Genomic DNA, 13,120 nt, shown 5'->3' on the forward strand with positions numbered 1-13,120 from the left:
TTATCCATCATGTACTTGCTGTCCCACTCGGTGGTCGCCGAGCAGGCACCTTCGTGGAACACCGCTTCGATTGGACCCAGATCTTCGCCGGACATGATGTAAGAGAGGAACTCTTCTTTGTCCATGTAATCCGCGATATCCAGATCTGCGAGGTTCACGAATTTGGTGCCATCTTTCAGATTATCCACCACCAGAATATCGGTAAGACCGCGATCGTTCAGCGCTTTAACAATGTTGCTGCCAATCATGCCAGCGCCACCGGTTACGATAATCATATGCTTTGCCTTTAAAGAGTTGAGGTGAAACAGGAGGTTTCACGCACGAATACCTAACATCATAACATTTCAGCCCGAGACAGGCAGCCAGATGACTCCGTAACCGCTGCACAATTTGCATCCATCGCGTGAACTATGCTGCAAAACAAAGATTTCTCTGGCGGAAATGTCGGCACGATGCATCCTGATCAGTAATATGTTCCAAAATTTTGCTATCTGAGGAGCAGAATCATGTCCGGTCAGTTTTATTCGCAAATCCGTCAACAGCTTGTGACAACACGTAGCGATGGATTGTTCAAACAAGAACGTACCATCACGTCGGCGCAGCAGGCTGAGATCCATGTCGCTAATAGCCCTCCGGTGATTAACTTCTGCGCCAACAACTATCTCGGTCTGGCGAATCACCCCGCGCTTATTCAGGCCGCCAAAGAAGGCATTGATTCCCACGGCTTCGGCATGGCATCCGTGCGCTTTATCTGCGGCACGCAAGATATTCATCAGCAGTTGGAACAAAAGCTGGCGGCCTTTCTCGGCATGGAAGATGCCATCCTGTTTTCCTCTTGCTTCGATGCCAATGGCGGTCTGTTTGAAACGTTGCTCAGTGCGGAAGATGCCATCATCTCTGATGCACTCAATCATGCCTCAATTATCGATGGCGTTCGCCTGTGTAAAGCCCAGCGCTATCGGTATGCCAACAACAATATGTCTGAGTTACGTGCTCGGTTAGAGGAAGCGCGTGATAAAGGTGCACGCCATATTCTGATCGCCACAGACGGTGTGTTCTCGATGGATGGCGTGATTGCCAATCTGCAAGGCATTTGCGATTTGGCCGACGAATTTGACGCATTGGTGATGGTTGATGATTCCCACGCAGTCGGTTTTGTCGGAGCGGCTGGACGTGGCACCCATGAATACTGCGGCGTAATGGATCGCGTAGATATCCTGACTGGCACATTAGGCAAAGCGCTAGGTGGTGCTTCAGGTGGCTATGTGGCTGCGAAAAATGAGGTGGTTGAATGGCTACGCCAGCGTTCACGCCCTTACCTATTTTCCAACTCCCTGGCACCTGCCATCGTCGCCGCCTCGCTGCGGGTGTTAGACCTGCTCAGTGAAGGCGATGGGTTACGCCAGCGCCTTTGGGATAACGCCCGATTCTTCCGCGAGAAGATGACCGCAGTCGGCTTTACGCTGGCGGGTGCTGACCACGCCATCATCCCGGTGATGCTTGGCGATGCAAAAGTGGCTCAGCAGTTTGCCAGCCTGCTGCAAAAAGAGGGTATCTATGTCACCGGCTTCTTTTACCCGGTGGTGCCGCAGGGTCAGGCGCGCATTCGCACTCAGATATCTGCAGGCCATACGCAGGCACAGTTGGAACATGCCGTTGCCGCCTTTACGCGCATTGGTCAACAGTTGGGCGTGATTGCAGGAGCCGCAAAATGAAAGCACTAGCCAAGTTAAGAGCTGAAGAAGGCATCTGGATGGTGAAAGATGCGCCGATTCCGGAACCTGGTCACAACGACCTGCTGATTAAAATTCGTAAAACTGCAATTTGCGGCACCGATGTTCACATTTACAACTGGGATGATTGGTCGCGTAAAACCATTCCCGTTCCGATGATCACTGGCCATGAATATGTCGACGAAGTCGTCGGTATGGGCGAAGAGGTAAGAGGCTTTACCCTTGGCGATCGTGTGTCCGGCGAAGGTCATATCACCTGCGGTCACTGCCGAAATTGCCGCGCCGGTCGCACTCACTTGTGCCGCAATACCGTGGGTGTCGGCGTCAATCGTCAGGGCTGTTTCGCCGAGTACCTGGTCATCCCTGCATTTAACGCTTTCAAGATTCCCGACAATATCTCTGACGAGCTGGCAGCGATTTTCGATCCCTTTGGCAACGCCGTGCATACCGCGCTCTCGTTTGATCTGGTCGGCGAGGACGTGCTGATCTCTGGTGCTGGTCCTATTGGTATTATGGCTGCAGCGGTGTGCAAACATGTGGGCGCACGCAATGTGGTCATCACCGATATCAATGATTATCGCCTCGGCCTGGCACGCCAGATGGGCGTGACACGCGCCGTAAATGTGGCGCAGGAAAATCTGCGCGATGTGATGGCTGAGCTGGGTATGACCGAAGGTTTCGATGTCGGGCTGGAGATGTCTGGCGCGCCTCCCGCGTTTCGCACCCTGCTGGAGGTGATGAACCATGGCGGGCGAATCGCCCTACTGGGCATTCCGCCGGGCGAGATGGCGATCGATTGGAATCTGGTGATCTTCAAAGGACTGTTCATCAAAGGCATCTATGGCCGCGAGATGTTTGAAACCTGGTACAAAATGGCAGCGTTGATTCAATCCGGCCTCGATTTAACGCCCATTATCACACATCGCTACCACATCGATGAATTCCAGCAGGGATTTGACGAGATGCGATCCGGGCGTTCAGGAAAAGTGGTATTGAGCTGGGATTAAGGATTCACAGGGAGGCTTTTGGGCCTCCCATGGCTTCACTTAATCAGCGCCAGATATTGCTGACAGATTGCCGCCGTATCAAATTTGGCAAAGGCATCCGCTGCTAACAACGGCGGGTGCTGATAAATGTCACACATTGCTGTTGCCAGCGATTCAGGATTGAGATCTGCCAGGCCGCGCGCTAAATCACCTTGCAACAGCCACATCGGGCCACCCGGACAACGCGTACTGACAACAGGCGTGCCACACAATATGGCTTCGATCAGCACATTACCAAAACCCTCGCTATCCGAACTGACAATCAGCATTGCCGCCCGGCTGATCCATGCATAAGGATTTTGTGTAAAGCCCTGGAAAATAACACGATTGGCAATCCCTAACGCTTGTGCCTGGGCTTCTAAAGCGGCTTTACGCTGTGCCGATCCCTGCCCCAATAACACCAACGGCAACTGAATATTGCTTAATGCGTAAGCCTTTAACAGGCGGTCATGCCGTTTGGTTTCGTGGAAGCGCCCGACATGCACCAGAAAACCAGACTCAGGCACTTCGGCGGGCTCTGCTGCCAACTGCCGAATCAGTGCAATATCGAACGGATTGCCAATTACCGCTTCGCCTGTGAGCTTCACAGCAAAGGCCTCTTTCAAATCCTCCAGCACGGCGGGTGAAACGCCGACTACGTTACGCCCCTGATAAACCTGCTGGATTTTACGCGCCTTTAACCAGCGTGATAATCCGGTGCGATGCCCAAGATAGGAGGCTGAAAACACGCCATGCAGGCAGAACCAGATTTTCTTCGCATCCAGCGCGCGACTTCGACGCACGATACGGTCGGTTTTGTGCAGATGAGACACCACAAGATCAAAATCACCTGCCGTTTTCTCCGCCTGTTGTACTGCTTCGTCCAGCAAACGGGCTCGACGACTCAGCTCGGTGAGTTTGCGCCAGGGTCGACGATTGGTGTCCAGAATGACCTGATAATCCACTCCCTGCGGCAAGGGGTACTCGCACACTTGTCGCAGGGAAAACAGTGATACACGGTGCCCCTGTGCCAGCATACCGGTGACCAGCGTCAGAACCACTTTTTCAGCGCCGCCGCCCGGCAATCCATCTATCACCATGAGTATGCGTTTTGACAAAATATTCTACCTGTCTGAATGAAATAACATGTGATTGCGTGCAGTCCTGGCCAGGATAGTAGCGCAGATCCTTCGTGCTTTTCGCCTGTTTCCTGCCCGGGCAAATAGTTTTGCGTCACTGAATGGCTCAGCGTAACATTGCGATTTTATTGGCTTCAGGCGGCGAACATGACCCGGCACGCGTTCCTTATTACCATTGACACTGAAGGCGACAACCTTTGGCGCAATCACCGTTCAATCACCACCGAAAATACCGGCTATCTGCCACGTTTTCAGGACCTGTGCGAGCGTTATGGTTTTAAACCCACCTGGCTGACCAACTATGAAATGGCGATGGATCCTGCTTTCGTGGAATTCGGCAAAGATGTCATCGCGCGCAAACAAGGTGAGATTGGCATGCATCTGCATGCATGGAACAGTCCGCCAGAAGCGCCACTCACCGATGATGACTGGCGTTGGCAGCCTTTCCTGGTCGAATACCCGGATACCGTGCTGCGCGATAAAGTCGTTTATATGACTGATCTGTTGGAAGAAAAGTTCCAGACGAAAATGCTGAGCCATCGTGCAGGGCGCTGGGCATTTGATGAACGCTATGCCGCCATTCTCACCGAACTAGGCTATCAGGTGGATTGTTCCGTTACCCCGCGCGTGAACTGGTCCTTCACACGCGGCGCACCACAGGGTAAAGGCGGCACAAACTATACAGATTTTCCGTTCAAACCTTATTTCATCGATCCGCAGGATATCTCACGCAGCGGCAACTCTTCACTGCTCGAAATTCCTATGAGTATTCAATACAAATACTCGCCTTTGATGAATACCTTCAAACAGAGTCTGTATCGACTGCGCGGCAAGCAAAAAAGCCCTGCTGTACATTGGTTGCGTCCATCTGGCGGTAATCTTTCGGACATGCAGCGCGTGGTAGAAATGTCGCTGGCAGAAGGGAACAATTACACTGAATTTATGCTGCACAGCTCAGAGTTCATGCCAGACGGCAGCCCAACGTTTAAAAACGAACGCGATATCGAACAGCTTTATGAGGATCTAGAGGCGCTCTTCAGTTGGTTAGCGCCCCGTTTCGTTGGCCAGACTCTGTCGGAATATCACGACAGTTTTAAGCTACAGCAGTAGTTTTAAGCTACAGCAGTCCGTACGTTAAGTTTCTGCCATGCCTGCCAGACCGTTTCCGGTGAGATATCACGACATTCTCCGGAATCGGTCTGCATAATCTGGTACTCACCCGACCATGGATGCCACAACGTCGCATTGGTATCGCCAAAGAACACCACCTGCTTTTTATGCAGCCCGGCGGCAAGATGCATCTGCCCCCCATCGCTACACAAAATTTGCTCGCAGCAATCAAAGCCTGCGATGACTTCTCGCACCGATGCGGTGGGATAGCGCGCTACGCGTGATGAATTGACCAACGCCATCAACTCATCAGCACGGGCCGCATCGCCTTTGTCGTGAGGATCCAGCGTGCCCTGCGGTGACCAAAACACCAGAACACGCGCCTGCTCATCTTCCAGCAGCTTATTGATAAAAGCCGCATAACTGGCTATCGGCCAGCAACGCTTAGGGCTGCGACTGCTGATGTGCACACCATAGACCCTTCCTGCTGAAGCAAAGCTTTGTGCAACACGCGCTTTGGCCGCTTCACGTTCTGCATCGGCGAGATAAAGATTCACAGATGGCACTTCAGGCAGGCTGTCAGTCAACGCAGAGAGATAAGAAAAGGTATGTTCGACCTGATGGCTGCCCTGAAAATCGCTTTTATGGAACGGATGATCCAGCTGAACGTCGGGCAAAGCAGCGCCAATAATATTGTGCGCGCCGGCCATTTTCGCCAGGCGTAAGCTGTATTTGCACGGCACCGGATTAGCCAAAATCGTGGCATCAAAGCGCGTTTTACGCAGTGCCAGCATGATTTTTACGCGCTGCCAGTAAACACCGAGTGTGGTTTCGTTCTTACCGCGATGTTTGGCTTTTTTGTAGACATACAGACGGTCAACGTGAGGATTATGGCTCACCACATCCTGAGCAATCTTATTAACCAGTAGGGTGATTTTTGCGTCAGGAAAAGTGCGTTTCAAACCTTCCAGCAGTGGAGTGGTACACACCATATCGCCAATGTTATCGCGTCGGATAACAAGGATGTTTTTCATACTGATGCCCAGGGTAAAAAGGATTGATGCCAAACATTCCGGCCAGAACCGTTCCTAAAAGCGCAAAAATGCCAGCGAGCTAACTACTTTTGACCATTAATGTCCAAAAAGTTCTGAATTTCTTAGCAATAATTAACGTTATAAAATCGTAAACAATTCATAAAACCATAAATAACAATGTCGCTTGATAATCCCGCACTTTCCATCATTACACCCATGTTCAACGCTGGCGCGATGTTCGAGACGTTTATGCAGTCTCTACTGGCGCAGTCGCTGACAGATCTCGAGATCATCATTGTCGATGATGGTTCCACCGATGGTTCAGGCGAACGAGCTGAGGCTTATACGCATCAATATTCTCAGGTGCGGGTTATTCACCAGGCTAATGGTGGCGTCTCACGGGCACGCAATGCCGGATTAGCCGTCGCAAAAGGCAAGTACGTCACATTCCCGGATGCAGACGACACCATGAGCCCAACCATGTATCAAATACTGGTTGAGATGGCCGAGCGAGACGATCTCGATGCCGCGCAGTGTAATGCGGAGTGGTTTTTCAAAGCCAGCCAGACGACCAAACCGTTGATTCCCCTGGATCGCTTAACCAGCACCGATGTATTGAGCGGCCCAGAATGGCTGAACACCGCACTGCAGACGCATCGATACATGCACGTGGTATGGCTGGGTATTTATCGCCGTGAACTGATTGAACAAAACAATCTCACTTTCGAACCGGGGTTACATCATCAGGATATTCCCTGGACCACAGAGTTCATGTTCAACGCCAGACGCGTGCGCTACACCGATCAAATGCTCTACCGCTACTACCTGCACGATGCCTCCATCAGCAACCGCAAACGCACCGGTCAACGAAATGTCGAGTATCAACGCCATTACCTGAAAATCGCGCAGATGCTGGAAGAGATCAATGCACGCTATCGCGATAAAGTTAAAATCTATCCCGCATTCCATTATCAAATTACGCGTGAAGCGCTCAGCGTCTGCCATTCCATTCGCCGTGAACCGGAAGAGAGCGCACGGCAGGCGATGATTGCGGATCTGTTTGCCACGCAAACCCATAAACGTATGCTGCAGAATGCACGCGGCGCGCGGCAGTGGTATCAACTGCTGTTATGGCTGAGTCGGATTTATCGCTGGCGTAACAAATAAGCGTCGCGGCTGGCTTTCGCCCTATAGGGGTTTGCCCTACAATCAGCTCACTGAAATTTGAGATCATTTGAGTATGGCAAGCCCGATTCCAGTCCAATTTGCACCGAAAAATATTCTGCTGATCAAGCTGCGCCATCACGGCGATATGCTGCTGACCACGCCCGCTATCAATGCGCTGCGCCAGCGCTATCCAAACGCCAACATCGACGTCCTGTTGTATAAAGAGACGCGGCCGATGCTGGAAGCACACCCCGCTATTCGCCAGTTGCACATTATTGACCGCAACTGGAAAAAAGAGGGCGGCTGGCAGAAGTTCCGCCATGAGATGGCGCTGCTTTCAGCTGTACGTGCCTGCCATTATGACGTGGTCATTAACCTCGCCGATCAATGGCGCAGCGCGATTATCACACGTTTTTCAGCTGCGCCGGTGCGCATTGGTTTTGCCTACGCCAAACGTGATCACGCTCTGTGGCGTTGGTGCCATAACTATCTGGTTTCGACAAAAACACATAATCAATTGCACACCGTCGAGCAGAATATGGCGGCGCTTGAACCGCTAGGTATCAGCGCAGAAGGTGCAAAAGCCTCAATGCACTTTAGTGCGGCAGATAAACAGAAAGTGCAGGATGCATTGGTTCAGCAAAAGGTCAGCGGGCCGTTTATCGTGTTACAGCCAACATCGCGTTGGGTATTCAAATGCTGGGAAGATGAAAAGGTCGCGCAGCTGATTGATACGCTCGCCGCCGATGGTCATACCATCGTGCTGACTGCCGCACCTGACAAGCATGAGCAAGCGATGATCGCTCACATTCAGTCGCTGTGCCATAGCCAGAATGTGGTTTCACTTGCCGGGCAGCTTTCATTGCCGCAACTGGCGGCATTGATTGATGCAGCGCAGCTGTTTATCGGTGTGGATTCTGCCCCCATGCACATGGCCGCCGCACTCGATACGCCCTGTCTTGCGCTGTTTGGCCCCACCAAACTGCAACACTGGCGTCCGTGGGGTGAAAACAATTGCGTGATCTGGGCCGGTGATTATGCACCGCTGCCTTCGCCAGACGACATCGATACCAAAACAGAACAGCGCTATCTCTCAGCCATTCCGGTGGATGATGTGGTGGCCGCCGCCAGGAGTTTTTTGCATGACTAAGTTACGCCTGGCGATTGTCCGGCAGAAATATCGTCCGGATGGCGGTGCCGAGCGTTTCATCTCGCGGGCGCTGGAAGCACTGGACAGCGAGCAGCTCGATCTGAATATCATCACACGCAGCTGGCAGGGCACACCCAATCCAGCCTGGCATCTGCACATCTGCAATCCCGCCAAATTTGGACGCGTATCGCGCGAACGCGGTTTTGCCCACGCGGCACGTGCATGTTGGGAACGTGAGAAGTTCGATATCGTGCAGAGCCACGAACGCATTGCGGGCTGCGATATTTTCCGCGCCGGTGATGGCGTGCATCGCGTATGGCTGGAACAACGTGCGCGTATCGTCTCACCCTGGCAGCGCTTGAGCGCCAGCATGAGTCCTTACCATCGTTATGTTCTGCAGGCTGAAGCAGAGATGTTCAATGCAGCATCACTGAAAGCGGTGATCTGTAACTCAGAGATGGTGAAGCAAGATATTTTGCGTCATTTCACGCTAGATGCCAGCAAAATCCATGTCATTCACAACGCCATCGATAGCCAACGTTTCCAGCCAGCAACTGAAGCTCAGCGCTACGCCATACGCCAGCAATTGACGCTGCCACAGGATGCCACGGTGATGATCTACGTGGGTTCAGGCTTTGAGCGCAAAGGCTTGAAAGCCGCCATTGAAGCACTCGCCCACAGCGATCGCTATCTGGTTGTGGTTGGCCAGGACAAACAACTTTCACGCTATCAGCAGCTGGCTAACCAGCTTAATTGCCTTGATCGCTTGCGCTTTGTTGGCGTGCAGCAGGATGTGCAGCCCTATTATCACGCCGCTGACGCCTTACTGTTGCCCACGCTTTATGATCCTTTTCCGAATGTGGTGCTTGAAGCGATGGCCTGCGGTTTGGCCGTGATTACCAGCACCGGCTGTGGCGGCGCAGAATTTATTCAAGCCGGCCAGGAAGGCTTCGTTTGTGATGCATTGGATATCAAGGCATTAAATGACGCCATTGTCGCCACACCTGCACTTTCGCAGAATTCTGCCATGGGAGAAGCCGCACGCCGCAGAATCGAACCTTTTGGTCCGCAGCGACTGGCGCAGTCCCTGACTTCACTCTATCAGCAGGTGCTGAAGACCAGCTGACGAAGTGGTATGAGCAGGCGGTCAGTTTCTGATAACATGCCGCCTTTCATGTGTTTTTTGACGCGAATCTGTCGTAACGATAACTATGACAACTCTATACACAGCCCTGCTCTATTTAATACAGCCACTGATCTGGCTGCGCCTGTGGCTGCGCGGTCGAAAAGCACCGGCCTATCGTAAACGCTGGGCGGAACGCTACGGCTACTGTGTGGGCAAAGTTGAACCGCACGGCATTGTGCTGCATTCGGTTTCTGTGGGTGAAACACTGGCCGCCGTGCCGCTGGTGCGCGCATTACGCCATCGCTATCCTACACTGCCGATCACCGTGACTACCATGACGCCAACCGGTTCCGAACGCGCTCAGTCCGCGTTTGGTAAAGATGTGCATCATGTCTATCTGCCCTATGATTTGCCCGGTTCGATTAACCGTTTCCTTGATACCGTTGAACCTCGTCTGGTGATCATCATGGAGACCGAGTTGTGGCCGAACATCATCCGTATTCTGCACCAGCGCCAAATTCCGCTGGTCATTGCCAATGCCCGTCTGTCAGAGCGCTCGGCCAAAGGCTATAAAAAGCTCGGTGGCTTTATGCGCGATTTGCTGCAGCGTATTACGCTGATTGCGGCGCAGAACAACGAGGATGCTGAGCGTTTCCTGAGCCTGGGCCTCAAGCGTACGCATCTCGCCGTCACCGGTAGCCTGAAATTTGATATCTCTGTAACGCCGGAATTGGCGGCCCGTGCGGTCACGTTGCGCCGTCAATGGGCATCGCGCCGCCCGGTGTGGATCGCCACCAGTACACATGAGGGTGAAGAGACCATCATCCTTGATGCGCATCGTCGCCTGTTGCAGCAATTTCCCGATCTGTTGCTGATTCTGGTGCCACGCCATCCTGAACGTTTCAAAGATGCCTGCGAGCTGACGCAAAAGCGCGGTTTCAGTTTCACTCTGCGCAGCAGCGGTGAAATTCCGTCTGGTGCAACGCAGGTGGTGATTGGCGACACCATGGGTGAATTGATGCTGCTTTACGGCATTGCGGATATCGCCTTTGTCGGCGGCAGTCTGGTAGAACGCGGTGGTCATAATCCGCTGGAACCCGCTGCGCATGCCATTCCGGTGCTGATGGGTCCGCATATCTGGAACTTCAAAGATATCTGCGCCAAATTGCAGCAGGCTGAAGGCCTGATCACCGTCACGGACGTGGTTTCGCTGGAGAAACAGGTGGCCAACCTGCTGCAGGATGATGATTACCGCCGCTATTACGGCCGCCACGCAGTCGAAGTGCTGCATCAAAATCAGGGCGCATTGCAGCGTCTGCTACAGTTACTCGAACCACATTTGCCGCCACGAGCTCATTAACGCATGCCACAACGCCAACGTCTTTCCGTGGTGATGATCGCCAAAAACGAAGCTGAATTGCTGCCGGAGGCGCTGGCCTCAGTGAGCTGGGCAGATGAGATTGTGCTGCTGGATTCAGGCAGCCAGGATAACACCGTAGCAGTGGCCCGCGCGCACGGCGCGCAGGTGCATCAGGCTGAAGGCTGGGCGGGCTTCGGCAAGCAGCGCCAGCGTGCACAAGCGCATGCAAGCGGCGATATGATTCTGATGCTGGATGCCGATGAGCGTGTCACGCCCGAGTTACGCCGCGCGATTGAAAACGTACTGGAGCAACCACCCTCTGATACTGTTTATTGCCTGGGACGCAGCAATTTGTTCCTTGGCCGCTTTATGCGCCATAGTGGCTGGTATCCGGATCGCGTGATGCGCCTCTATCCTCGCGTACTCAATTACAATGACAATCTGGTGCACGAATCGCTGGAAACTCAGGGCGCACCGGTGGTGACGTTACCAGGCGATCTCCAGCATCTCACCTGCCGCGATTTGATTGCTTTCCAACGTAAACAGATGAATTATGCCGAAGCCTGGGCGCAAGAACGTTTTCAGCGAGGCAAGCGTTGTGGCATCTTCTCGATTTTCAGCCACACGTTAGGCGCATTCCTTAAGACGTTGCTGCTGCGCGCCGGATTCCTCGACGGCAAGCAGGGCTGGATTCTGGCCGTCGTCAACGCGCAATACACCTTTAACAAATACTCAGCGCTCTGGGCGCTGCATCACACCTCAACACAAGGTCGCGTATGAGCACCAAAGCGATTTATCCCGGCACGTTCGATCCCATCACGTTGGGCCATGTGGATATTGTGACGCGCGCGGCGCAGATGTTTGATCGCATCGTGGTTGCTATTGCCGCCAGCCCCAGCAAAAAGCCGCTGTTTACACTCGATGAGCGCGTGGATTTGGCACGGCAGGCTACTCAGCACTTAGCCAATGTTGAGGTGCTGGGTTTTAGCGATTTGATGGCGAACTTCGCCAAAGCGCAAAATGCCAATGTGCTGGTGCGAGGACTGCGTGCGGTGTCAGATTTCGAATATGAACTGCAGCTGGCACAGATGAACCGTCATTTGCTACCTACACTGGAGAGCGTGTTTCTGATGCCGTCCGAAGGATTCTCATTCGTGTCATCATCGCTGGTGAAGGAAGTGGCGCGTCATAAAGGTGATGTGCAGGCATTTCTGCCTGCCGTGGTGCATCAGGCATTGCTGACAAAACTGGCGCAGCCCTGATTAATGCTGGCAGCGAGGGCACCAGAAGGTGCTGCGCTGGCCATGTTTGCCGCTGACGATTGGCGTACCGCAGGCTCGGCAGGGTTCGCCCGCCCGACCGTACACCTGCAATTCCTGGGCAAAGTAGCCAGGCTTTCCATCGGTTTGCAGGAAATCACGTAGCGTGGTACCGCCTTGCTCAATCGAACGCAGCAAGACGGCCTTGATTGTTGCCACCATCAACTCCGCTTCATCACGACTCAAACTCATCGCCGATCGATCGGGTAAGATCCCGGCGGTAAACAGTGATTCACTGGCATAAATGTTGCCCACGCCAACCACCACTTTGTTATCCATCAGCCACTGTTTAATGACCGTGCGCTTTCCACGTGACTTCTCAAACAGATAAGCACCATCGAATTCGCTGCTGAGCGGTTCAGGACCGAGATGTGCCAGTACGCTGCTGCCTTCAAGCTCAGAGGCCCACAGCCATGCACCAAAGCGACGTGGGTCGGTGTAACGCAGCACCTTGCCGTTACTCATCACCAAATCGACGTGGTCGTGCTTAGCCGCGGGTTGCTCACCCGGTAACATGCGTAAACTGCCAGACATGCCGAGGTGAATGATGATCCAGCCGTGGGGTAATTCCAGCAGCAGGTATTTTGCGCGCCGTTGCACGCTCAACACTGGTTGGTCGCTCAGCGCATGAATTTCGTGCGAGACCGGCCAGCGCAGGCGTGAATTACGCACAATCGCATGCAAAATCGTTGCGCCCACCATATGTGGCTCAATACCACGTCGGCTGGTTTCTACCTCTGGTAATTCAGGCATGTCATCTCCTCAACAAATCGCAGAAACAAAAAACCCGGCCGAAGCCGGGTTTTTCGCAAGAACACCAAAATTACTTAATTTTGGCTTCTTTGTAGATCACGTGCTGACGTACAACCGGATCGAACTTTTTCAGTTCCAGTTTCTCTGGTTTAGTACGTTTGTTCTTCGTGGTGGTATAGAAGTGACCTGTACCAGCAGAGGAAA

General features: G+C 53.1%; 14 protein-coding genes. 9 read left to right on the forward strand and 5 right to left on the reverse strand.

Annotation, left to right across the window (positions count from 1 at the left end; translation table 11 throughout):
• Positions 1-275 (reverse strand): NAD-dependent epimerase/dehydratase family protein (locus RT340_RS17130; protein ID WP_313377329.1); only part of this gene is annotated, 275 nt, incomplete at its 3' end.
• A gap of 231 nt (positions 276-506) precedes the next feature.
• On the opposite strand from RT340_RS17130, the gene RT340_RS17135 reads away from it, so the two are divergent.
• Both RT340_RS17135 and tdh read left to right on the forward strand, forming a co-directional pair.
• Positions 507-1,715: a glycine C-acetyltransferase gene (locus RT340_RS17135; protein ID WP_313377331.1), complete on the forward strand. Its 1,209-nt coding sequence runs from the start codon at positions 507-509 to the stop codon at positions 1,713-1,715.
• Positions 1,712-2,740: an L-threonine 3-dehydrogenase gene (tdh, locus tag RT340_RS17140; protein WP_313377333.1), complete on the forward strand. Its 1,029-nt coding sequence runs from the start codon at positions 1,712-1,714 to the stop codon at positions 2,738-2,740. The genes RT340_RS17135 and tdh overlap by 4 nt, the downstream gene beginning before the upstream one ends.
• A 35-nt stretch (positions 2,741-2,775) precedes the next feature.
• Here the strand turns inward: tdh and RT340_RS17145 are convergent, their stop codons facing one another.
• Positions 2,776-3,858 carry a glycosyltransferase gene (locus RT340_RS17145; RefSeq protein ID WP_313377349.1) on the reverse strand — a complete coding sequence of 361 codons (1,083 nt, stop codon included), beginning with the start codon at positions 3,856-3,858 and terminating at the stop codon, positions 2,776-2,778.
• Between the two features lie 186 nt (positions 3,859-4,044).
• On the opposite strand from RT340_RS17145, the gene RT340_RS17150 reads away from it, so the two are divergent.
• Positions 4,045-5,007 (forward strand): polysaccharide deacetylase family protein, encoded by a 963-nt coding sequence (locus RT340_RS17150; RefSeq protein ID WP_313377335.1) that lies wholly within the window; start codon positions 4,045-4,047, stop codon positions 5,005-5,007.
• 2 nt (positions 5,008-5,009) lie between these two features.
• Here RT340_RS17150 and RT340_RS17155 read toward each other — a convergent pair whose 3' ends face one another.
• Positions 5,010-6,041 (reverse strand): glycosyltransferase family 9 protein, encoded by a 1,032-nt coding sequence (locus RT340_RS17155; protein ID WP_313377337.1) that lies wholly within the window; start codon positions 6,039-6,041, stop codon positions 5,010-5,012.
• A gap of 177 nt (positions 6,042-6,218) precedes the next feature.
• Between RT340_RS17155 and RT340_RS17160 the strand changes: the two genes are divergently transcribed.
• The 6 genes from RT340_RS17160 to coaD all read left to right on the forward strand — a co-directional run bounded on the left by RT340_RS17160 (position 6,219) and on the right by coaD (position 12,106).
• A complete protein-coding gene (locus RT340_RS17160; RefSeq protein ID WP_313377339.1) occupies positions 6,219-7,208 on the forward strand; it encodes a glycosyltransferase in 990 nt (329 codons plus the stop codon).
• 73 nt (positions 7,209-7,281) lie between these two features.
• Positions 7,282-8,358: a putative lipopolysaccharide heptosyltransferase III gene (gene rfaQ, locus RT340_RS17165; RefSeq protein ID WP_313377341.1), complete on the forward strand. Its 1,077-nt coding sequence runs from the start codon at positions 7,282-7,284 to the stop codon at positions 8,356-8,358.
• A complete protein-coding gene (locus tag RT340_RS17170; protein ID WP_313377343.1) occupies positions 8,351-9,484 on the forward strand; it encodes a glycosyltransferase family 4 protein in 1,134 nt (377 codons plus the stop codon). Before rfaQ ends, RT340_RS17170 begins: the two co-directional genes overlap by 8 nt.
• Before the next feature lie 85 nt (positions 9,485-9,569).
• Positions 9,570-10,844 (forward strand): lipid IV(A) 3-deoxy-D-manno-octulosonic acid transferase, encoded by a 1,275-nt coding sequence (gene waaA, locus RT340_RS17175; RefSeq protein WP_313377345.1) that lies wholly within the window; start codon positions 9,570-9,572, stop codon positions 10,842-10,844.
• A gap of 3 nt (positions 10,845-10,847) precedes the next feature.
• On the forward strand, positions 10,848-11,624 hold the full coding sequence (locus tag RT340_RS17180; RefSeq protein ID WP_097119656.1) for a glycosyltransferase family 2 protein: 777 nt from the start codon (positions 10,848-10,850) through the stop codon (positions 11,622-11,624).
• Positions 11,621-12,106 carry a pantetheine-phosphate adenylyltransferase gene (coaD, locus tag RT340_RS17185; protein ID WP_097119655.1) on the forward strand — a complete coding sequence of 162 codons (486 nt, stop codon included), beginning with the start codon at positions 11,621-11,623 and terminating at the stop codon, positions 12,104-12,106. The genes RT340_RS17180 and coaD overlap by 4 nt, the downstream gene beginning before the upstream one ends.
• Here the strand turns inward: coaD and mutM are convergent, their stop codons facing one another.
• Positions 12,107-12,916 carry a bifunctional DNA-formamidopyrimidine glycosylase/DNA-(apurinic or apyrimidinic site) lyase gene (gene mutM / locus RT340_RS17190; protein ID WP_034823825.1) on the reverse strand — a complete coding sequence of 270 codons (810 nt, stop codon included), beginning with the start codon at positions 12,914-12,916 and terminating at the stop codon, positions 12,107-12,109.
• A 70-nt stretch (positions 12,917-12,986) separates the two neighbouring features.
• Positions 12,987-13,120, reverse strand: a 134-nt coding sequence (gene rpmG / locus RT340_RS17195) for a 50S ribosomal protein L33 (RefSeq protein WP_024142098.1), incomplete at its 5' end; no start/stop codon positions are given.

This window comes from Pantoea sp. CTOTU50773 (genome assembly GCF_032082325.1).
GTDB classification, from domain to species: domain Bacteria; phylum Pseudomonadota; class Gammaproteobacteria; order Enterobacterales; family Enterobacteriaceae; genus Pantoea; species Pantoea communis.

Bases quoted from the DNA above. Each gene is read 5' to 3' on its own strand.
- RT340_RS17135 (WP_313377331.1), top strand. From the start codon at position 507: ATGTCCGGTCAGTTTTATTCGCAAATCCGTCAACAGCTTGTGACAACA.
- tdh (WP_313377333.1), top strand. From the start codon at position 1,712: ATGAAAGCACTAGCCAAGTTAAGAGCTGAAGAAGGCATCTGGATGGTG.
- RT340_RS17145 (WP_313377349.1), bottom strand. From the start codon at position 3,858: ATGGTGATAGATGGATTGCCGGGCGGCGGCGCTGAAAAAGTGGTTCTG.
- RT340_RS17150 (WP_313377335.1), top strand. From the start codon at position 4,045: ATGACCCGGCACGCGTTCCTTATTACCATTGACACTGAAGGCGACAAC.
- RT340_RS17155 (WP_313377337.1), bottom strand. From the start codon at position 6,041: ATGAAAAACATCCTTGTTATCCGACGCGATAACATTGGCGATATGGTG.
- RT340_RS17160 (WP_313377339.1), top strand. From the start codon at position 6,219: ATGTCGCTTGATAATCCCGCACTTTCCATCATTACACCCATGTTCAAC.
- rfaQ (WP_313377341.1), top strand. From the start codon at position 7,282: ATGGCAAGCCCGATTCCAGTCCAATTTGCACCGAAAAATATTCTGCTG.
- RT340_RS17170 (WP_313377343.1), top strand. From the start codon at position 8,351: ATGACTAAGTTACGCCTGGCGATTGTCCGGCAGAAATATCGTCCGGAT.
- waaA (WP_313377345.1), top strand. From the start codon at position 9,570: ATGACAACTCTATACACAGCCCTGCTCTATTTAATACAGCCACTGATC.
- RT340_RS17180 (WP_097119656.1), top strand. From the start codon at position 10,848: ATGCCACAACGCCAACGTCTTTCCGTGGTGATGATCGCCAAAAACGAA.
- coaD (WP_097119655.1), top strand. From the start codon at position 11,621: ATGAGCACCAAAGCGATTTATCCCGGCACGTTCGATCCCATCACGTTG.
- mutM (WP_034823825.1), bottom strand. From the start codon at position 12,916: ATGCCTGAATTACCAGAGGTAGAAACCAGCCGACGTGGTATTGAGCCA.